Genomic DNA, 21,815 nt, shown 5'->3' on the forward strand with positions numbered 1-21,815 from the left:
ATGAAAAGATGAATACTTTTTTTGAAACGTTGAATGAGCGAAAAGGGGAATTGCTGACAGCTGTCTTTGAACATTTGTCATTGTCGATCATTGCGCTGCTCGTGGCGATCGTTATTGCTGTTCCTTTAGCTATTTGGCTGGTTAATCATAAACGGGCAGCGGAAGTCGGCCTACAAATAACGAGTGTGTTACAGACGATTCCATCACTGGCACTGTTAGGTTTATTGATTCCATTCGTGGGGATCGGAACGCCACCTGCATTGATCGCATTGGTTATTTATGCGTTATTGCCGATCTTTCAAAATACCTATATTGGCCTTTCGGAGATCGATCCATCAATCGAAGAAGCTGCTGCGGCATTTGGTATGTCTCGGATGCGCCGATTGATCAAAGTCGAATTGCCGATTGCTTTGCCTGTCATAATTTCTGGGATTCGCACGGCGCTGGTCTTGATCATCGGAACAGCGACCTTAGCCGCTTTGATTGGCGCTGGCGGGTTAGGTTCCTTTATTTTGTTAGGGATCGATCGAAATGCGCCTGAGTTAACGTTGATTGGTGCGATCGGGTCTGCCTTGTTGGCGATTGTTTTCAGTACCCTGATTCGTTACCTACAACATTTAAAACCGCGCTATACCTTGATCACGTTGGCAGCAATCATCTTGCTGATTGGTGGGGTTTCCTTCTCACAAAGCGGATTTTTTGCTCCCAAAACCATTACGATCGCAGGGAAACTAGGGTCTGAACCTGATATCTTGATCAACATGTACAAAGAAATGATTGAACAAGAAGACCCTGATGCCCAAGTTGAACTAGAGCCAAATTTTGGAAAAACCTCTTTCTTATTCAGCGCATTGGACAATGATCAAGTTGATATATATCCAGAGTTTACTGGTACCGTGTTGGAGAGCTTAGTTGAGGTACCAGAAGAGCTTGCGAGTCAAAACCTTGACTCCGACGAAACCTATACCGAAGCAGTCAATCTATTGAAGGATCAGTTTGAGATGACCTTGCTTCAGCCGATGGCGTATCAAAATACCTATGCGTTGGCTGTCAAAAAAGAATTTGCTGAGGAAAATGGACTAACCACGATCTCTGATTTGAAGAAAATCGAAAATCAAATCAAAGCTGGCTTCACTCTCGAATTCATTGATCGGACGGACGGATATGCGGGGATCCAAGAACTTTATGGGCTAGATTTTCCAAGTGTACAAAGTATGGAACCAGCATTGCGTTACCAAGCCATCAATAATGGCGATATCAATCTACTGGATGCCTATTCCACGGACAGTGAATTGCGTCAATATGGCTTAGTTATTCTAGAAGACGATCAGGAACTATTTCCACCTTATCAAGGAGCGCCTTTGATGAAAGAAGCCTTTGCCAAGGAACATCCAGAAGTCGTCCGTGCATTGGAAAAGTTGGCAGGGAAAATCACCGAAGAACAAATGAGTGAAATGAATTATCAGGTCAATGTCGAAGGAAAAAATCCAGCAGAAGTCGCACGTACCTTCCTGATAGACGAAGGATTAATTAAGGAGGGACAAGAATGACACCAATTATTGAATTTAAAAACGTCAGTAAAAAGTTTGATCAAAAACTAGTGATCGATCAATTAGATCTGAGTATCAATAAAGGAGAAATCTTTGTTTTGGTCGGTCCTTCTGGGAGTGGGAAAACGACGACTTTGAAGATGATCAACGCGTTGTCAGAACCGACAGATGGTGATATTTACTTCAAAGAAAAACGCATCAAAGAATACAATATTCAAAAGATGCGTTGGCAAATGGGGTATGTTCTCCAACAAATCGCTCTGTTTCCGACGATGGATGTCAAACAAAATATCGAAGTGATCCCAGAGATGTTAGGGTGGTCAAAAAAAGATCGCTCAGAAGCCGTGGATCGTTTGCTGACACAGGTCAAACTTGACCCAGAGCAATACCGTCATCGAATGCCGAAAGAATTGTCTGGTGGAGAACAGCAACGGATCGGGATCTTGCGCGCATTAGCTGCCAATCCCGAAATCATTCTGATGGACGAACCCTTTAGTGCCCTTGATCCAATTTCTCGTAATTCCTTACAGGAGCTAGTCCTCGATCTGCACCAAGAGCTTGGGACAACGATTATTTTTGTCACGCATAACATGAAAGAAGCGGTAAAATTAGGGACGCGCATCGCTGTGATGAATCAAGGGAAGATCGTTCAATGCGATACACCAGAAGTCATTGTTTCACAACCAAAAACCGCTTTTGTGAAAAGCTTCTTTGAAGAAACCGGGGAAGATGAAGCGAAACTGGTCACAGCAGGAGATTTGATACGGATGAACTTTTTCAGCAATGACATCAATCAAGCTGACCCGAAAATTGCAGCATCTACGCCATTAAATGAGTTGTATACTTTATTTGCGAGTCATGAGACGTTGGTGATCGAAGAAAATCACCAACTGATAGGGAGTCTACGTCGAAAAGATGTGTTTGCTTTCTTGAGTCGTGATCGAACGTAAACGATTCTTTTCGCAACGAGAAATATCATAATTTTTTTAAAATCGATGATTTCTCTTGCTCAAAGCAAAAATTCCACGTAAGATTGAGGAAGATATCTTTTGTCAAAATGGCAGAACAAGCTTTCGCCGATGACAAAAGATGCAGTAAAGGAGCGAAAGAGCAGCTATGGTAAAAATCCTCAAAGAAAATTGGTTACTGCTTTTCTTTATCGTCGCCGTGGTTCTCATCCGTCTGTTTGTCCTGACCCCAGTTCAAGTCAGTGGCCATTCTATGGACCCAACGTTGGCAGATAAACAGCGTTTGATTGCATCAAAAATCTCCTCCTATGACCGACAAGACATCGTGATATGTGTTGAACCAGATGATCCAAGTAAAATCGCTGTCAAGCGGTTGATTGGTTTACCCGGTGATACCATCGAGATGAAAGATGATGTCCTAACGATCAATGGAGAAGTATACGAAGAACCCTATTTAGATGAGTTTAAAGAGAAATTTGCAGACGATCAATTACAAGACGAATATTCTTATCGCGAAATGTTTCAGCAAATCGCCGCTGGTGCGGAACAGTTTACGGAAGATTTCTCAGAAACGGTGCCTGAAGGCAGCTATTTTGTGATGGGAGACAATCGTTTGATCTCTAGAGACAGTCGCAGTTTCGGGGTTGTAACGGAAGATCAAATGGAAGGGAAAGTGCTGCTGCGCTTTTGGCCATTGAATCAAATCAAACTATTTTAATCAAAAGAAAAAACATTCTTGCCAGTGCAGCGAAAACGATCGCAACTGACAAGAATGTTTTTTAGATGACCCAAGCGACAAATGCAACCATTGAAAAGAACATTGTCCAAACCGCAATAATAGCTGATGCAATAAAAATAATTTTGATTGATAAAGGTTGGACAAATTTTCGAGCATCTTTAGAGAACGCATAGGTGATCGATGAAAAAATCAAGCAGCATAAAATAAAAAACACTGTTAGAACCATAAGCCTCTCCTTTACTGACGCAACGTCAAATGAATAAAGTAATTATAACAGACCATGGTTTTTTGGGGAAATAAAAATGATTAAACGAGGGAATTTTTTTGTGGTTGTAATCGTTTTATAGGGAAGTATAAGAAAGGTCAAACCTTGATAGAAAGCGAATCTATAAAAATAAGATGTGTTATTTAAGTATTTTTATAAATTTTTCTTTATGAATAAAAGAACAAAAGAAAAAAGCTTGTTGAAAAACGCTGGTTTCAACAAGCTTTTTATGGTCGTTTATGATAATTTTTTAATCCGATAACTTTCAAAGTAATCAGGTTTGCCTCGTCCTTGAACATACGCGATCACGCCCATCAAGGCAGCACCAATCGTGTTGGTCAGCAAATCGCCCATCGTATCCATCAATGCTTCACGACCGATAAACGGGGTGCCATCCAGTGTGGCATAACGTTGGAGGTTCATTCCACCAACGGAATCGCAGATAAACTCCCAAAACTCCCAGAAGATACCACACAAGCCAGCAAAAGCAAAGCCCATCAGTAAGAATAACCAGGGAGAGACGTTTGAAACTTTGACTTCTTTCAGCAGCAGACAGATCAATCCATAGCCGACAGCCGTCAAGACCATTGGACTTACCGCATGCAGAATTTTATCCCAGAAAGAAATGGTTTCGATCAAATGTAAGATCGTCCCCATAAATACAGAGATCAGCAAGAAAAACCAATAAAAGTAGACGGTGGCATTTGGTAACTGGATTTTCAAGAACTTTTTACTCATTTCTGGGACGAAGATCAATAAAATCCCAAGCAAGGCTTGGGCGAGGAAAATCAATCCTTGTGTTTGCGGATAGACACCACGGAAAAATTCCCACAAAGAAAAACAAAACACGAGAATACCAAAAATAGTGAATACCTTTTGCAGTCGCTGATAATTTTGCCCCATTTAATTGTCCTCCGAAAGATAGTCGGCTAAGCCAGCTAAAAGGGCTGCTTCAGAGGAGTAAATTTCCCCGTTTAGCTTGATCAAACCCACCGTATAAAGATTGACATAGTGGAACTGATTTTCCGCAACGGTTTGTAATGCTGCCAGCTTTTGCTGATTGTCGGCACCTTGTTGGCGACTATCCGTATAAAGCCCTAAAACAGGAATTCCTTTAGCATAAGCGACACCGATCTCAGAGGCAACCCCAGCATCGATGGTCAAACCATCCAGCAATGCGATCATCAAATCACTTTCCAGCACTTTTTCGGTATCTGCCAAAGCGATCATTTTGCTATCCGCATAGGCGGATTTATCATTGATCGCGGCATTTTCTTGAGGTAAATAAATCTCCAGCTGCGGATACTGCTGACGAATCGACGCAACAAGTTCGGCGTTGTAGCGCAGGTCACTAGCAGCAAACAGGGGAGCAGCAAAATATAGTTTCATTCAAAAACACTCCTTAATCATTCATAGTTGTACTTTTTGTTGATTCGTTGTTTAGAAATAATCGCTGAAATAGGCTTCCATATCAGGGATGATCGATTCCAGTAATGCCAGTGTTTCTGAATCGGTATTTAGCCGTTCCACACGCTCTAAGTAAGCTGGGCGGCGGTAATTCATCAACAGACAAGACAATGTCTGAATATCCAGCTGGACCGCTTTTCCGATGGCTTCTCTTGAAACCACGATCTCCCCGTGATTGTATTGGACACCGAAGATCCCGTTGTTCCAATCGGCAACTGGGTCGGAAACAACAAAGTGAAAGGGTGTTTGGAAGGCTTCAAATGGGAAGTTTTTCAAAAACTGTTCAACATCGACGATCCGCGCCATGTAATAAGGCTCGATGGTTTCTTTGATTTGGCTATCGTCCAAGTAGAAAGACAGGGGTTCATTTGAATAAATGTCTCCTTTGACCCAATAAACCATTGAGAAATGGGCAGAGATAAAATTCCAAAGACCATTGCGGGCTTCTTGATTCAAGTAGAACATTTCCTTTACATGGAAGACTTCTTCGGCTACCCAATAAAAAAGTACACCAGTCGGATGACCACTGGCATTGTAATAGACAGCCGCGGTGCGCTCTTCTTCATTTTCATAGCGCCAATACTCTTCCCAGTGAAAAGAGGTCCGCTGCAAGGCACCATGATTGTCGCGGGAGAATTGGTTGTAGACAGTAAAGACATCAGGGTCATCCACTTCTTTGCGCTCTACGATCCCAGGGACTTCTTTGGTTTTCGGAAGCTGGGTATCACGAATTTTAAAGGTCAGCTTGTCGGACATGATCTCCCAGCCTTTGCGACGATAGTAGGGCACATTATAAGGGTAAAGGTAGGAGATCCATTGCTGGTCTTCCCGCATCGTTTCTAAGGCAAGCTTGATCAAGTCTTTCATCAGGCCATGCCCGGCATACTCAGGGTAGGTCCCAACACCGGTCACTCCGCCCATTTTGATCAATTTACCGTGTATATTGACTTCACAAGGATAAACGGCGATTTGCGAGATCAACTTGTCTTCATTGAACCAGCCAAAGACTTTGGAAAGCTCTAAGATCGGGCGCTTAGATTTGATCATTTCCCGTTTGCTCTCATAGCCGCTTTCTTCAATATCCGATTCAGTGATCTGAAAAACATAGCTTAACAGTTCGTTGAACTGATCAACGTCTTTTTCTTCCACCGCTCGAATATGTAGATTTTGATGAAAATTATTGTCCATTCTTTCAACTCCAATTTATTTGCTAGCTCTAGTATAGCAAAACCTGAATGAATATGTCTAAATAACGGTTAAGAAAAATACTTTATCTATTGGCGTTTCGTTGGTATAATAGAAAAGCTGACTAAAAGAAATGAGGAACGTATCCATGAACATAGAAGAAATGAAAAAACGACAGGAGAAGATTCGTAATTTCTCCATTATCGCCCATATCGACCATGGGAAATCAACACTGGCGGACCGTATTTTGGAACAAACCCATACGGTGACGTCACGGGAAATGCAAAACCAACTATTAGACTCCATGGATCTTGAACGTGAACGAGGAATCACGATCAAATTAAATGCCGTGGAACTTAACTATACCGCCAAAGACGGCGAAACCTACATTTTCCATTTGATCGACACCCCAGGGCACGTCGATTTCACCTATGAAGTTTCCCGCAGTTTGGCTGCTTGTGAAGGCGCCGTGCTCGTCGTTGATGCGGCTCAAGGGATCGAAGCACAGACATTGGCAAACGTCTACTTGGCGTTAGACAATGATTTAGAGATCCTACCAGTCATTAATAAAATAGACTTGCCAGCTGCCGATCCTGAGCGAGTACGAACAGAGATCGAAGATGTGATCGGTATCGATGCCAGTGAAGCTGTTTTAGCAAGTGCCAAAGCAGGTATTGGGATCGAAGACATTTTGGAACAAATTGTTGAGTATGTCCCAGCTCCAGCAGGTGATATTGAAGCACCGCTAAAAGCGTTGATCTTTGACTCCGTGTACGATTCCTATCGTGGGGTGGTCTTAAACGTCCGCATCATGGACGGGATGGTCAAACCTGGAGATAAAATCAAAATGATGAGCAATGGCAAGACCTTTGATGTTACGGAAGTGGGTGTCTTTTCACCAAAAGCCATTCAACGAGATGCGTTGATGGTGGGCGATGTTGGGTATATCACTGCTGCCATCAAGACCGTTAAAGATACCCAAGTCGGGGATACGGTGACATTAGCCAACAATCCAGCAGAAGAAGCCTTAGCTGGTTATCGTCAAATGAATCCGATGGTTTATTGCGGATTGTACCCAATCGATACTTCACGCTACAACGACCTTCGAGAAGCATTGGAAAAATTACAATTGAATGATGCAGCATTGCAATTTGAACCAGAAACCTCTCAAGCATTAGGATTTGGGTTCCGTTGCGGCTTCTTAGGCCTATTACACATGGATGTCGTGCAAGAACGGCTAGAACGTGAATTTAACCTTGAGTTGATTACGACTGCACCATCCGTAATCTATCATGTCAACAAGACAGATGGCTCAATGGTCGTCGTTGATAACCCAGCAGAATTTCCTGAACCAGTCACGATTGAAAACGTACAAGAACCTTACGTCAAAGCACAAATCATGGTGCCTAATGATTACGTCGGTGCTGTAATGGAATTGTCCCAACGCAAACGGGGAGACTTTGTCACGATGGATTACTTGGATGATTATCGAGTGAACGTCGTTTATGAGATCCCACTATCGGAAATCGTCTTTGATTTCTTTGATAAATTGAAATCCAGCACCAAAGGGTACGCATCACTCGATTACGAAATGTCTGGTTACCGAACTAGCAAGCTAGTGAAGATGGACATCTTGCTGAATACTGAAAAAGTCGATGCGTTAAGCTTTATCGTTCACCGTGACTTTGCTTATGAACGCGGTAAAGCCATCGTTGAAAAACTGAAAAAACTGATCCCACGACAACAATTTGAAGTACCGATCCAAGCAGCCATCGGACAAAAAATCGTTGCGCGTTCCGACATCAAAGCCTTGCGTAAAAACGTATTGGCGAAATGTTACGGCGGTGACGTTTCTCGAAAACGCAAACTCCTAGAGAAACAAAAAGAAGGGAAGAAGCGGATGAAACAAATCGGCTCCGTCGAAGTACCGCAAGAAGCCTTCATGGCAGTTCTGAAGATGGATGAGGACGAACCGAAGAAATAATCTGTTTTGACGGATGTCAGTAAGAGGAATAAAATGAAAGTACCTTCGAGAGAAGGTGCTTTTTTTAATAAAAGGAAAAATATAAAATGACCGAAGGGACATTCGTCGGTTGTTTAGTAGATAGTTTCAATCGATTGATGCGTGGCTTTTGATAGATTGAAGATCGGAGATGATTTGCGCATGAAGGCGTTGTATTTTAATGAATTCGGTGATTCAACTGTTTTAACATATGGGGATTTGCCGGATCCCATCATTCATGAAAATGAGCTATTGGTAGAAATGGTGTATATTGGGTTGAATTATGCTGATATTTATCGGAGAAAGGGCACCTATCATATTGAATCCCGAGAACCTCTTATTAATGGCTATGAAGGGGTAGGGAGGATTATTCAAAAAGGAACATCTGTCTCCAAGTTTCAGCTAGGGGAAACGATTCTTTTTGTGGATGTTCCTTTTGCTAATGCAGAATTGGTGGCTGTTCCTGAGGGAAATGCCATCCGTATCCCATCAGGTATACCACCTAAATTAGCAGCCAGTATTGGTCTGCAAGGGTTGACAGCTGATTTTTTAGCTCATGATCTTGGCAATAATGTGAATCATAGTAAGGTCTTCGTCCATGGGATAAGTGGTGGCGTCGGACAAATTTTATCGCAATTATTAACCGCAGATGGTCTAGAAGTGTATGGCGTCACTTCTACGGAAGAAAAGCGGCAACTGGCTTTAGACCAAGGCGCAAAACAAGTCTTTTTAAGAAATACAGAATGGCAAGATACCTACACTTCTTTCTTTGATACCGTTTATGATGGCATTGGGCATACATTAGCCGAAAGTGTCGACTTGCTCAAAAATAGAGGGAAGGTTGTCTTTTTTGGCATGGCCGGCGGAAATCCGCCAGCGATCGACTTTATTCCCTTGCTATCTAAATCAAAAAGTATTTTGACAGGAGATCTCTGGGATTACTTGACAAGTTTTCAAGAGCGGGAGAGAAGAAGCTCTCGATTGTTTGACTACTTTAGCAAGGATCAAATGAAAATCAGTCAACCAACCATTTTTTCATTAGCTGACGGAAAAGCTGCCCATGATTATTTAGAATCTGGAAAAAGTATCGGTAAAATTCTGCTGCAACCATAAGAAGGTAAAAAACTAGATGTTTTTATTGCAAACGATACACTGAATGTTTGATGTTTCACTAAGGCATTTTTTTATATAATCGATAGTTCTCTTATGATACATCTTTAAGGATAAAAATAAATGTAAAATGAATAGAATATTGCAAAAAAATTATAGTTTCTATCTATTCAGTGAGAATAAGATAAAACTTTGTGATACACAGTACATTTAATTTGAAAATATTTAATTACAGCAGTAAGATAAATATATCAAATACTTAAGGAGTGATATCTATGACAAACTATGAAGAAAAGGAAGCAAAAGCATTGGTAAAGATTGCAGAGGTTCTTGATAAGTTAGATGAGAATTTAGCGGAATTAGACACACTAGATGCAGACGCAAAAAAACATAGTATGAAGAAATGGATCGTTGAGAAAAAAGCGATTCATGAAATCAAAAAGATCGCACACGAAGCCGGTAAGTATGAAAAGTACGATGAAAAAGCACTACAAAAAGAAATTGATGAAGTTGAGAAGTATATGTAATTGAAGAATAATAAGAAATTGTCACCATTATTCAGCAATTGAAATCTGAATTGATAAAAGCCAGATTTCAATTGAAGATTTAGAATTGACAATGATCTCAATAAGCCCATGCTCTTATGAGTGTGGGCTTATTTCCTGTACATATGATTAACCACCCCAAGCTGAATAGGCATGGAAGATCATGTTCTACAACGACAAGATAAAATATTAGTTAAAGGGGGACGGGGAAAAATCCAAAAACAAAGAAAGTCTGTTTTTTCGTATTTTTCATCGACTTTCTCTATTTTTTTAGACAAGCTTTTCGCTTATTCTAAATTTATGAGCGGTATCATAGTAAACAGTTAACAAAACGTTTAGACCATCTGAAAAACATCTTTGCAGAAAATAGTGACGAGAGGTTTATGGCTGATGAGCAATTCGATTGTCTATTACAACATAGTAGAAAGTTCTTTATTGAAGATAAAATAATAAACTATATAGATGAAACGGGTGATTACATGGAAACAATATTTTTCATTTCGAAAAATACTTCTGTCACGTCAAAACAGCTGGAAAATGAAGTGATTGGACATGCTTGCGAGATCTTGCAACGTGACATTTTAACCGTTGTGACAGACACGAGGAAGGCAAATGAAATTGAATTGGTTTTACTTGATGAAAAAAATGAAACGGATGCTTTTCATATACTTTTCGTATCGCCAGATAAAGTAAAAGTGTGTGCTGAAACACCGTTAGGATTAATGTATGGGGTTCTTGAAATCTCTCATAAAATTTTAGGTGTTCAACCCTTTTGGTATTTCATGGAGATTCACCCAATAAAAAAACCATTTATTGAATGGACAGGTTTTGACTTAACATTGCCTGATTTTGCAACGGACTATCGGGGCTGGTTCGTCAATGATGAGTTGCTGCTGGATCAATGGGAAGATAATGGTTCGAATGAATACGTATGGGAACGTATTTATGAAACATTGTTACGTTTAGGCGGAAATGTCATCATCCCTGGAACAGATAAGAACAGTCATAGACATCGAGAAAGTGCGCAAGCGATGGGGTTGATCTATACACATCATCATGCCGAGCCACTAGGCGCAGAGATGTTTGCTAGAAGGTATCCTGGTTTGAAGGCTTCATACGAGGAACATTTTGAGTTATTTCAGGAATTATGGAAAAAAGCCTTACACGAGCAAAAGGGTACCAACGTTATTTACACACTCGGTTTTCGTGGACAAGGGGATTGTCCTTTTTGGGCAGAAGATCTTGATCGACAGTGGTCAGCAGCGGAAAAAGCAGCAGTGATCAACGAAATCGTCCATCTACAATATCATATGGTTAAAGAAGTCGATCCTCATGCAGTATGCTCAATGAATATTTATGGGGAGATGACGGAATTATTTAATCTTGGCTTACTTGAGCTTCCAGATGATGTGATTGAGATTTGGGCGGATAATGGTTATGGCAAAATGGTTTCTCGTAGACAAGAAAATCACGATCCACGAGATGAATTGTTAACAAACACATCAAAACCAAATCAATCAAGAGGAATCTATTATCACGTTGCCTTTCATGATTTACAAGCATCTAATTTCTTGACGATCTTGCCTAATAGCCCAGAATTTGTTTCTAGAGAGTTAATGGCGGTTAGAGAAGTCAAGATGGATAAGTTTGTCTTAGTCAATACAGGCAACATAAAACCGCATATTTTGTTCTTACAAGAAATAGCGAATTTCTGGCGAGCAGATTATCAGTTACGAACCAATCAAGAGATAATTTCAGAGCATGTAACACAATATTATCAAAATCAGCAAGAAGAGATCCAAGCTGTCTATGAAGCTTATTTTGAAGCGATTATTCGCTATGGAACACAGGAGGATCAAACCGCTGGGGACGAGTTTGCCTGTTATTTGATTCGAAAAATTATTCAATCTTGGCTCAAGCAAGAAACAAAAATTCCGAGGATAGAATGGTTGACGGGTGATCGGAAAATCAAGGAGCAAGTCACAGAAATTTTCTCTATGGTAGGAGAAAAGATAGCAGCCTGGGAGAATCTATTGCTGAGATGCCAGCAGATTACATTATCCCTTCAGGATAAACATGCGCAAAATGCCCGCTTTTTTAATGATATTTACCTCTCAGTAGCCGTTCAATGCAAAACGTTAAAAGCACTGCTCCATTTGTTAGACGCTTATCAGATGATTGATCGGGAAGAAATGGTCTTTGTATTTGTAAAAGTTTTCGATGCGTTAGAAGAAATCCATCAACTAATTCAAATACTGAAGGAGAATCCAAGTGATACATGGTATGATTTTTATGAAAACGACGGCTATACTAACCTAACATTGACAAAAGAGATGATCAAAAGTCTGTTGTCTTACATTCGCATCATTGGCGATGGTCCAGATCAAGATCAGTGGGAGAGAAAATATATTATGGATCCCACTGAATCAAGAGTTATGTTGCTTTCAAATACTAAAAAAGCGTTGACGGATGAAAAGTTAGCAAGAAAAATCAGAGTAGCCTTAATGTATTGAAATAAGTACTTTTAAAGACGCGAGTAGACATCCTTGCATTTTTAATTAATAATTTTAGTCATTATCTATGGATATATAGCCATGCAATTTTGGCCCGGATTTAGCGAATTTTCCAATTTCATAAAATAATTGTTCTTAAGCATCTTTTTGAGAAAAATTTCAAGTCATATATTTATAAACGGTTTTACGACAACTTCCTAGCCTACAGAGTTAGGAAGTTTTTGTGTAGAAAATCGATTGACTACAATAGCAAAAAAAGTTAATGTTTATTTATATATAATCATAAAAACGAAAATATATCTTGCAAAATGAGTGTTTTATGGGCTTTTATGTAATGATGAACTTTCTAAAAATGATTTATTGAGGAGCGTCTTTTGAAAAACACCTTACTCTTTTACCTAAAATTAGAAACAAACAGCCTAAAGCATCGCTTTATAGTAGTATTCTTGCTGTTATTGCCGCTATTTTTTGTTTTCATTCAAAAAAATGTGACAGAAACAGTCGCAGCTATTGCTCAGGCACGACTATCATCTATCGATATCGCTTTGCAAAGTTATCAAAAAATTGATTTGACCGATATCGAGAATACCGATGAGCGTTACCTTAGTCTTATCGATCAATCCAACGCTTTAGCAACCATGACACAATCTGCTATGTTAGAAAATCGCCAACGGTATCTATCTGCCAGCATAGAATATGGTGAAAAAATGGAAACGTTCTATGAGCAGTATGCCGCTGAAAGTGACCAATCCCTGTTTCCAAAACAGGCAAAAGTGGTTCAAGAAACAAGTGAGTTCACACAAGTACTTGCCAAAAGCAAAGAATTTCATTGGAATCAGCAAGGATTCAGTGACTACTGGAAAACCGTCTTTTTACTCTATGGCGCACTACTTTTTTATTTGACTGTTTTCTGGTCAGCAGATCTTTTTCTTTCAGAAGTGAAACGACCGCAGTTTTCCAACAGCTTACCTTTTAGAAAACGAGACCGAATTTTTATTCCTATCATCATTCGACTGGTAATTTGCACCATAGGGACCAGCTTGTTTTTGATCAGTGCTGTTTTTTGTTCTTTCTTTTTTGATCATGTTGATTTTTCATATCCTTTTGCCTATTGGTTACGGGAAATTCGAGCAGTTGAATTTCTTCTCTTTTTGCTCTTGTATTTTCTGATGACGATTGTCATCACTGGCTTTGCCATTTGTTTGACCTCGTTCATTTTTACTGTAACGAAAGACGTCTTACAAACCTGCTTACTTGCTAGTTTACTTGGGGCATTACCGCTGATTGTTCCTAGTCGGATCTGGCTGCTTACACCGTTTCAATTTCTGAATGTCTTCCAGCTGCTTCAAGGAGACTATGCTTTTGCCAGTGATTGGTCATTCTATTCTTTTTATTTCGCTCTGATCCTCTTGCTCATCTTTACGGTCGCTCTTTTTTGGTTGACCACACAACGATTGAAAGGGGGATTAAGGAAATGACTATCTGGATGTTCGAATTAAAGCGACAGTTTCGACAAAAAAGAACGTATGTCTCTTTTTTCCTGCTTTTCTTCTTAGGTGTCTACTATACGTTGCAGGTCGCATCCACTTTCGAGCCGATCGATAAAATCAATCGACCTGTTATCAACACCAGAGTTGCGGAAAGGCAGACATTTCTAGAAAATACTACTGTGGATGAAAATACTCACTTTTATGTTCATTATGCGCTGAGTGTATTTCCGATTTGGAACAAATGGGATCAAATGCGATTAGCAGCGATCGATGATCATGATTGGCGGCAATACGCTGAAGCCACGAGTGAATGGTATCGATTTTCTGACGAGCAGCTATTCGCAAACGATATTGGGGTTCTACGTTACGACATTCCTTATTATTTAAACAATAATCCGAATGCAAAAATCGATGGACATTACGACTATCAAAAAAATATCTTGAAATATCAGGAATTTGCCCGCTATGAGGGGGAGGTGACAGCACAAGCCTTGGAGGAAAAAACGGCTTTGCAGGCCTTGCTCAGAAGCAGTGAAACGATCTTGCCAATGGCTTTGCTTTTCTTTTTCATTTTAGGAATTAGTGATAGTTTTACACGGGACCAAAAACATGAGACACTGCTTGCGACATTTCCATTGCGCAAGTCTCGCAGATTTTTAGCCAAAGCTGCAGCTGGGTTAGCGTATGGACTCAGCTTGCTTTTACCAGTCATGGATTGCGTTTTTCTCTATAGCTTTACCCATGAAGTTGGGCGCTTAGATTATCCAGTGGCGGTTTATTGGACGAGTGGTATCGAAGTGAATTTTGTTTTATCGACGTTGGGAAACGTGTTGCTTCGTTGCCTTGCTCTCTATGTGTTGTTCCTGATTCTTGGTTTTCTATTTACGTTTTTACTAAATAAGTGGTTTTCTTCCCAGATTATTAGTGCGATGTTTTCATTGCTGCTGCTTGTTTCCAGTAATTTTTATCTGGTTCGAGGTGGCGGAGCATACAATAGCTGGCATTTTTTCCCCACTTCTTTTGTTAGTATTGGGAAGGTCGTATTGGGGAGAAGCTGGTTTGATTATTATGATCCTCGGATGCGTTTTGATTTCGGAGTCAGGGTCTTATTAGCCTGGATCGTTCGTTTAACGGGTTTGCTTCTGCTTACCTATCTGATTGAAGGGAGACGAAAAAAATGTTGAGCATTCAGAATTTATCCGTCAATTTTGGAGATAAGCAGATCCTAAAAAATATTTCCTTTGAATTGCCAGAAAAGGCGATTATTGGTTTAGTAGCGCCAAATGGTACTGGTAAGACCACAATGATGAAAGCAATCCTGGGACAAGTACCGCGCTTTTCTGGCGAGATAATATTAAACGGCGAAGATTTCACTTCGCTAAAGAAAAAAAGTCGCTTATTAGAAAATGTATCTCTATTACCAGATCAAAGTGAATTGTTCGAGGAATTTACCGGTATTGAACATCTTGAGCTATACAAAAGTATTTGGAAGTCATCAAAGAAGGTTGAAACGATCATTGCTCTGCTACAAATGGGAGATTATGCAAAAAACCGCGTAGCGACCTATTCATTAGGCATGCGTCAACGGCTCTGTTTTGCGATGCAAGTAATCGGGGATACGTCATATATGTTCATGGACGAAGTGATGAACGGACTGGATCCTACCAATGTTTTATTGGTTTCGACTATTTTGCAGCAGCTGGCTGCAGAAGGAAAAGCGATCATGGTTTCTTCTCATATTTTGTATAATTTGGAGGAGATCTCTCAGCAGATCTTATTTCTGAAAGATGGGGTTATGTTTGAATACAATGATCCTAAAAAATCATTGATGGAAAAATATCAGGAGATTTATGTGAAGGGCCAATAATAAAAGGACAACCGGCAATTAAAAAGAGAGAAGCAAAAGACAACTCTTTTTTGCTCTCTCTTTATTCATTTTGTTCTTCGAAAAATGAAAAACATATCCAACTATTCGGTTCTGGGGATGTTGAAATCCGCAAAACTTTTTAATAGTAACTTTGAATCATTAAGAACGGATGATTTAGTAAGGATTTCCCGATGAGTCGGTATCGATCACAGCGCCTTCAGGTGTTACTCGGAAAAATCCTATTGTCCCCGATCCGCCTTGATTACGAATCGAAATGCTTGTACCTCGGAAAAGATAATCAGCACCAACCATCCCGAAAAATGCGAATGTATAATCGTTATTTTTCATTTCTGGTCTAGCGGTATACAGCATTTCTAATGCTTGATCTTCCATAGAAAGCGTACCGTCAGCATTTGCTTTTGTATTTGAATCAGTCGCAATAAATGAAGAAACTTAGATTATTTTTTTATACTATGTCTCAGTTGCTTAAACAGTATTCTCGCTTCCTCAGGTTTCCCGTAGGAAATGATTATTGAGCTCTTGAAAAGAAATTTTCGTAGTTTCTTCTCCGTAATTCAATTATCTTTTCTAAATCATCATTTTAAGGCATTCCTGTATTATCAAGATTTTGATATCACAGGGAAAAAGGTTAATTATAGAAAGGTATCAAAAGTTGCGTTTTTATCCTAATCAAAGTAATAAATTTTCACTGTTTTTTTCACAAATTTCTCTTTTAAAGAACTCTATGAATGACTGTGACTCGTTACTTAAAATTTCTTTTTTTCGTTTAATCCAACCGATTCTTATGAATACCTGGCAATTCTTGATAGGAATCGTTTTTATTCCATATTGGTTGAACTCATTTTTGCTGATCGACGGTCCAAAACGAAAAACATCTGTTTTTTGCAGCATTGTAATGATACTGGAATTGTCATTTGTATATATTACTTTATCCAACTCGGCAAGGCGGATACCGTCAATTTCGAGATAAAAACTTAAACTGGAATAGTAATCATCTGGTTTTCGTATGACAGGGAAGCTTCTTAACTCTTCCATTGAAATCATTTTGGAATGGTATAACGGATTCTTTTTTCCCAGATTAACATACCAAGTATCGGTCATCCATTCAGTATAAAGCAAGTGCTTGTGTCTCAAAATGTTTTTTATTTCTCTTGACTGTGCTTCATTGTACATAATGATTCCAATTTCAGCATCCGATTTTTCCACTTTTTCAATTACATCATTAAGCCGACATTGCTCAAAATTGATTACAAGGGGATGGAAATCATATACATTATAAAAATCTGCAATAACTTTTTCGACTGTAATCAAGGGGTAAGAAGCAATGTTTAAGACTTTACGGGATTTTTCTTGCGGAATTTTTTTAATCATCTCTAATTGTGCCAAAATCGTTTTTGAATATTGAGCGAGCTTTTCGCCATTTTCTGTGAGTATAACCCCTTTATTTGTACGAATAAATAACTTGGTACCGATTTCCTCTTCAAGCATTTGCATCGATTTACTTAAACTCGGCTGTGATAAATATAGATTATTCGCTGCTCGATTCATGCTTTTTGCTTTAATTATTTCATTGAAATAAATTAATTGCTGAAACTGCATGGTTTCCTCCTCTTTGGTATAACGAATAGTTATACCCAGACTATAACAAATTGATTATGCGAATTGCAAGAAAATTCTGATACTATTAAGTTAAGATAACGAGAACGTTCTCAGATGTGTTCCTATTTCAACCTAAGGAGGCAACAATATGGACAAGCTGCAAACAAAAAATAAAATGATTATGAAGCAAATCGACACCTATGTGGAGAGTAAACGAACCGAGATGATTGAGTTATGGGAGGAACTGGTCAACATTGAAAGTGGGCCAAAGCAAAAAGAAGGAGTGGCAAAAGTAATCAGCGTAATTAAGTCAGAGCTGGAAGATATTGGATTAGAAACAAAGGTCCTCTCAATGCCTAACGCGGGAGATGTGTTCACAGCCTTTTGGAAAAACACCAACAAGGAAAAACCAATCATCTTTCTTGGGCACACGGATACCGTTTTTCAACCAGGAGTAATAAAAAAGTTTCCATTTTCTATCGATGATAATGGCTTTGCACATGGTCCCGGTGTTCTCGATATGAAAGGCGGACTGGTTATCGCTCTTTATACGATCAAAGCATTAAAAGAAATCGACTACACACGTTACCCGATAAAGTTAGTCCTTGCGGGTGATGAAGAAACGATGCACAAGGACTCCATAGCAGCCGAAGTGCTGGCTTCTGAAATAAGAGGGGCTGCCGCGGCATTGAACTTCGAAACAGGTTACCAAGATGATGGTATAGTTGTTGGACGAAAAGGCGGAGGGATTATATCCTTAAAAATCAAAGGTATAGCTGCCCATTCCGGCATTGAGCCCGAAAAAGGAAGAAGTGCCATCTTGGAAGCAGCGTATAAAATTATTGAGCTTGAAAAAGAAAACGACATCTCGGTAGGAAAACTGCTGAATTGTGGAATGGTCAACGGAGGGATAGGTGAAAATACGATTCCAGAAGAATGTGAGATCCGTATTGCTTATCGATTTCCAACCATGAAAATTAAAAATGAGATTGTTTCAGCTGTAGACCGAATTGCAAAAACAAGCTTTATTGATGGAACAACAGCAAAAATAAATCTTGAGATGGGCATGGATTGTATGGAAACTACCCCTGAAGTAATGGCATTATTTGAACACTTTAAACAAGCAGCTCTTGATTCAGGATATGGATCGATTCATCCGTTTTCTGTTGGAGGAATTTCTGATTCAGCGATCGCTGTAGTTAATGGCGTCCCAACTTTATGCGGATTGGGATGTAAAGGGAAGAACAATCACACATTGAATGAATATGCCGAGGTTGAATCATTATTTTCAAGAACAAAATTAGCAGCTGCAGCTGTCTATCAATATCCATAAGAGATGGGAGAGGTCCGAATGAAAACGAAAATCAAAAGTTGGTTGTCACTGATTTTGTTAGTTGTTATTCTGTCTGGTGCATTTAGAGAAAGTGATTCATTCTTGAGAGTTTTCGATTTTACCAATCTCAGCGGGCAATTCGGTTTGATTGGTGATACGAATACAAACTTTTTGGGAACTGGCGGTTTTGGTGCAAGAGAGGGATTCTTAGTGGGCTTGAATTTATTGCCGGCGATCATGCTCTTTTGCGGATTACTTGATGTATTCGAGCATTTAGGTGTTTATGAAGCTTCGCAAAAACTATTCAGTCCAATACTCAAACCTTTATTAGGCATTCCAGGAAGTGCAGGCGTTGCATTTATCAGTAGTTTTACAGGTTCTGATGTAGCTGCAGTAATGACTCGGGATTTAGTAGAAAAAAAAGAAATGACAGATGGGCAAAGAACCGCATTTGTTGCTTACCAATATGCAGGATCGGCGCCTATCAACAATACAATAACTGGCGGCGCTCCATTACTTTTGATCAGTCCAATCGCATTAGGACCTATCTTGCTCGTTCAAATCATTTGTAAAATAGTTGGCGCCAACCTTGTTCGATACCTTATAAACAAACAAGACAAGCGTAAAGTTTCTATGGAGAAGAGAGGAAATCAGACATGACAGGAAACCAAAATGATATTGGGATGACACCTTCAGTGGTTGATATTTTTTTAAAAGGTTGTGCCAAGGGATTTCAAGTTGCTGTAAAAAATATTATTCCCGCAATGATACTTGGCTATACATTGATTTATGTTTTGACCGAAACAGGCCTGTTAGATATCTTGGGAAACATTTTTTCTCCAGTTATGGGCTTGTTTGGTCTGCCAGGTGCGGCTGTCGCAGTTCTAATTTCGGCTTTTTTCGCCAAGGCATCTGGGTGTGCTACAGCTGCTACTTTATACGCTTCCGGCGTATTAACAGTAGGACAAGCAACGATGCTATTTCCCGCATGCATCTTGATGGGGACTTTGATTGGTCATTACGCAAGAATTGTGTTAGTCGCAGGAACGAATAAAAAATGGCACTTATTTATGCTGTTTATTCCTGTTTTTGATGCGTTTCTATCTTTACTGATTATGCGTTTTATTTTGTCGCTTATGAATATTCAATAATGTATTAATTTGATAATATACTGTCCGCTCATCATAGATCGATAACCGGGGTATTTTATAAATCATATCTAGGAGGTTTTATGATGGAAAGAAAATATGTTGCAGAACCATTTAGAATCAAAGCAGTAGAACCGTTAAAGATGTTAAGTCGTGCCGAACGGGTTAAAAAAATCAAAGAGGCAAACTACAATCTGTTTCACTTACGAGGAGAAGATTGTTACATTGACCTTTTGACTGATTCAGGTACAAATGCTATGAGCCAGACCCAATGGGCAGGTGTAATGCAAGGAGACGAGGCCTATGCCGGTTCATCCAGCTACTATAAATTAATCGAAGCTGGAAAGGACATTTTTGACTATGGGTATATTCAACCTGTACACCAAGGTCGTGCGGCAGAAAAAGTGCTGCTTCCATTGTTTTTATCAGAAGGAATGTTCGCTATTTCCAATATGTTTTTCGACACGACACGAGCTCACGTGATCTTAGCAGGAGCCAGACCCATTGACTGTGTAATTGAAGAAGCTAAGAATCCGCATATTCGAGCGAAGTTCAAAGGGAATATGGATGTTGAAAAACTGGAGAAAACGATTCTCGAAAAAGGATCAGACAATGTCGGATTAGTTGTAATGACAATTACGAATAACTCGGCAGGAGGACAACCTGTTTCAATGAAAAACTTGCAAGAAGTGTCAGATATTTGTAAAAAGTATGAGATTCCACTTTGTATTGATGCCGCTCGTTTTGCTGAAAATGCGCACTTCATCAAACGTGATGAAGAAGGATACCAAGACAAAGCGGTGAAAGAAATCGTTCGAGAGATGTTTCAATACGGAGACATGTTTACAATGTCAGCAAAAAAAGATGCCATTGTCAATATGGGCGGCTTGTTAGGGATCAAAGAGAAAGAATCACCACTTGTTCTTAAAGTAAAAGCAAACTGTATAAGCTATGAAGGATTTTTCACTTATGGTGGTTTAGCAGGTCGTGATCTTGAAGCGATGGCAATAGGTTTGTATGAAGGAATAGATGAAAATTATTTGAAGTATCGGATCGGACAAATGGAGTATTTGGCTTCGCGACTAGATGAAGCGGGGATTGCCTATCAATCTCCTGTTGGCGGACATGGTGTTTTCATTGATGCAGCAGAGATGTATCCGCAAATTCCTTATTATGAGTATCCAGGACAGACATTGTGTATTGAGCTCTATAAAGAAGCAGGTATACGTACCTGCGACATTGGGTCGTATATGTTAGGCAACGATCCAGATACGAACAAACAATTAAAAGCCGACTTTGAATTCAGCCGTCTTGCAATTCCAAGAAGAGTCTATACGCAGTCTCATCTGGACACTATAGCAGATGCGTTGATTTCAGTGAAAAAACGAGCACATACGATCCAACAGGGTTATAAGATAACATGGGAACCACCAATTCTTCGCCACTTCCAAGCGCATTTAGCTCCTTTAAGCTGAGGCGCTTGAAATGAAAAGAATTATTCATACAAAAGAAGCACCGCAAGCTATCGGCCCATAATCCCAAGGAATCGCAACGAATGATTTGTTTTCCTTTCTGGATAGTTCGGAATCAACCCAAAAATAATGAACTGACCAAGGGCATTATTGACCAGACAGAGCACATATTCACAAATATTCAGCGGATGCTAGCAGCTGTTGATAGTCATATTCTAAAAGTCACTGTATTTTAAAGGACATCAAGCATATGAGTGATGTGAATGCTGTTTTTATCCGGTATCTTATCTTTCAAAATCCTATCCAGCACGCAGTGCATTTCAAATTGCTGAGCTGCCGCTAAATGCTTTAATTGAAATTGAAGTGATAGCGGGAAATCCCGTAAAATATTTATCCTAGTTTCGAAGCAAAAAAATCCAGCGATCAGCTGGATTTTTTGTTTAGTGAATTTATCTGGTTTGCAATTCCCTCCATCAAACGTTAAAAATAGAAGGGAAGATGAGAAAAAATGCTTACTCTTAAATATTTGATCTATACTCAT

The 21,815-nt window shown here is 39.6% G+C and carries 21 protein-coding genes; 14 read left to right on the top strand and 7 right to left on the bottom strand.

What is annotated here, in order from left to right:
- Nucleotides 1-8 precede the first annotated feature (8 nt).
- From IGI73_RS07330 to lepB, 3 genes are all read left to right on the top strand, one after another.
- Nucleotides 9-1,550 carry an ABC transporter permease/substrate-binding protein gene (locus IGI73_RS07330; protein ID WP_428206289.1) on the top strand — a complete coding sequence of 514 codons (1,542 nt, stop codon included), beginning with the start codon at nt 9-11 and terminating at the stop codon, nt 1,548-1,550.
- Entirely contained in the window at nt 1,547-2,500 is a 954-nt protein-coding gene (locus tag IGI73_RS07335) for an ABC transporter ATP-binding protein (RefSeq protein ID WP_005226017.1), read from the top strand. Before IGI73_RS07330 ends, IGI73_RS07335 begins: the two co-directional genes overlap by 4 nt.
- Before the next feature lie 166 nt (nt 2,501-2,666).
- The gene (gene lepB, locus IGI73_RS07340; RefSeq protein WP_005226018.1) at nt 2,667-3,236 is read left to right on the top strand and encodes a signal peptidase I; all 570 of its coding nucleotides are present in this window, start codon (nt 2,667-2,669) and stop codon (nt 3,234-3,236) included.
- 61 nt (nt 3,237-3,297) lie between these two features.
- On the opposite strand, the gene IGI73_RS07345 is transcribed toward lepB, so the two are convergent.
- The 4 genes from IGI73_RS07345 to IGI73_RS07360 form a co-directional block, all read right to left on the bottom strand.
- Complete coding sequence (locus tag IGI73_RS07345) at nt 3,298-3,483, bottom strand: hypothetical protein (protein ID WP_005226019.1); 186 nt, start codon at nt 3,481-3,483, stop codon at nt 3,298-3,300.
- A gap of 276 nt (nt 3,484-3,759) precedes the next feature.
- A complete protein-coding gene (locus IGI73_RS07350; RefSeq protein ID WP_167821853.1) occupies nt 3,760-4,425 on the bottom strand; it encodes a hypothetical protein in 666 nt (221 codons plus the stop codon).
- Nucleotides 4,426-4,911 carry a nucleoside 2-deoxyribosyltransferase gene (locus IGI73_RS07355; protein ID WP_010748216.1) on the bottom strand — a complete coding sequence of 162 codons (486 nt, stop codon included), beginning with the start codon at nt 4,909-4,911 and terminating at the stop codon, nt 4,426-4,428.
- A gap of 51 nt (nt 4,912-4,962) precedes the next feature.
- Nucleotides 4,963-6,177, bottom strand: coding sequence for a GNAT family N-acetyltransferase (locus tag IGI73_RS07360; protein ID WP_005226022.1), 1,215 nt, complete (start codon nt 6,175-6,177; stop codon nt 4,963-4,965).
- 145 nt (nt 6,178-6,322) lie between these two features.
- On the opposite strand from IGI73_RS07360, the gene lepA reads away from it, so the two are divergent.
- The 7 genes from lepA to IGI73_RS07395 all read left to right on the top strand — a co-directional run bounded on the left by lepA (nt 6,323) and on the right by IGI73_RS07395 (nt 15,701).
- A complete protein-coding gene (lepA, locus tag IGI73_RS07365) occupies nt 6,323-8,158 on the top strand; it encodes a translation elongation factor 4 (protein WP_005226023.1) in 1,836 nt (611 codons plus the stop codon).
- A gap of 180 nt (nt 8,159-8,338) precedes the next feature.
- Nucleotides 8,339-9,289 (top strand): zinc-binding dehydrogenase, encoded by a 951-nt coding sequence (locus tag IGI73_RS07370; RefSeq protein ID WP_428206257.1) that lies wholly within the window; start codon nt 8,339-8,341, stop codon nt 9,287-9,289.
- A gap of 272 nt (nt 9,290-9,561) precedes the next feature.
- Nucleotides 9,562-9,813, top strand: coding sequence for a hypothetical protein (locus IGI73_RS07375; RefSeq protein WP_015509648.1), 252 nt, complete (start codon nt 9,562-9,564; stop codon nt 9,811-9,813).
- Nucleotides 9,814-10,310: 497 nt separating this feature from the next.
- Nucleotides 10,311-12,344: a glycosyl hydrolase 115 family protein gene (locus tag IGI73_RS07380; RefSeq protein WP_428206256.1), complete on the top strand. Its 2,034-nt coding sequence runs from the start codon at nt 10,311-10,313 to the stop codon at nt 12,342-12,344.
- Nucleotides 12,345-12,718: 374 nt separating this feature from the next.
- Nucleotides 12,719-13,822 carry a hypothetical protein gene (locus tag IGI73_RS07385; RefSeq protein ID WP_428206255.1) on the top strand — a complete coding sequence of 368 codons (1,104 nt, stop codon included), beginning with the start codon at nt 12,719-12,721 and terminating at the stop codon, nt 13,820-13,822.
- A complete protein-coding gene (locus IGI73_RS07390; protein WP_438759171.1) occupies nt 13,819-15,018 on the top strand; it encodes a Tat pathway signal sequence domain protein in 1,200 nt (399 codons plus the stop codon). The genes IGI73_RS07385 and IGI73_RS07390 overlap by 4 nt, the downstream gene beginning before the upstream one ends.
- A complete protein-coding gene (locus IGI73_RS07395; RefSeq protein WP_428206253.1) occupies nt 15,012-15,701 on the top strand; it encodes an ABC transporter ATP-binding protein in 690 nt (229 codons plus the stop codon). The genes IGI73_RS07390 and IGI73_RS07395 overlap by 7 nt, the downstream gene beginning before the upstream one ends.
- Nucleotides 15,702-15,875: 174 nt before the next feature.
- Here the strand turns inward: IGI73_RS07395 and IGI73_RS07400 are convergent, their stop codons facing one another.
- Nucleotides 15,876-16,094 (bottom strand): hypothetical protein, encoded by a 219-nt coding sequence (locus IGI73_RS07400; RefSeq protein ID WP_428206252.1) that lies wholly within the window; start codon nt 16,092-16,094, stop codon nt 15,876-15,878.
- 297 nt (nt 16,095-16,391) lie between these two features.
- Nucleotides 16,392-17,321 (bottom strand): LysR family transcriptional regulator, encoded by a 930-nt coding sequence (locus IGI73_RS07405; protein WP_194185381.1) that lies wholly within the window; start codon nt 17,319-17,321, stop codon nt 16,392-16,394.
- 148 nt (nt 17,322-17,469) lie between these two features.
- Between IGI73_RS07405 and IGI73_RS07410 the strand changes: the two genes are divergently transcribed.
- The 4 genes from IGI73_RS07410 (at nt 17,470) to IGI73_RS07425 (ending at nt 21,277) form a co-directional block, all read left to right on the top strand.
- Nucleotides 17,470-18,654, top strand: a complete 1,185-nt coding sequence (locus IGI73_RS07410; protein ID WP_428206251.1) for a M20 family metallopeptidase — start codon at nt 17,470-17,472, stop codon at nt 18,652-18,654.
- A gap of 18 nt (nt 18,655-18,672) precedes the next feature.
- A complete protein-coding gene (locus tag IGI73_RS07415) occupies nt 18,673-19,314 on the top strand; it encodes a nucleoside recognition domain-containing protein (RefSeq protein WP_010748307.1) in 642 nt (213 codons plus the stop codon).
- Complete coding sequence (locus IGI73_RS07420) at nt 19,311-19,805, top strand: nucleoside recognition domain-containing protein (protein ID WP_428206250.1); 495 nt, start codon at nt 19,311-19,313, stop codon at nt 19,803-19,805. Before IGI73_RS07415 ends, IGI73_RS07420 begins: the two co-directional genes overlap by 4 nt.
- A gap of 83 nt (nt 19,806-19,888) precedes the next feature.
- A complete protein-coding gene (locus IGI73_RS07425) occupies nt 19,889-21,277 on the top strand; it encodes a tryptophanase (protein WP_034868562.1) in 1,389 nt (462 codons plus the stop codon).
- 229 nt (nt 21,278-21,506) lie between these two features.
- On the opposite strand, the gene IGI73_RS07430 is transcribed toward IGI73_RS07425, so the two are convergent.
- Nucleotides 21,507-21,815: a hypothetical protein gene (locus IGI73_RS07430; protein WP_428206249.1), complete on the bottom strand. Its 309-nt coding sequence runs from the start codon at nt 21,813-21,815 to the stop codon at nt 21,507-21,509.

It is taken from the genome of Enterococcus sp. DIV0755f (assembly GCF_051713725.1).
Taxonomy (GTDB): domain Bacteria; phylum Bacillota; class Bacilli; order Lactobacillales; family Enterococcaceae; genus Enterococcus_D; species Enterococcus_D casseliflavus.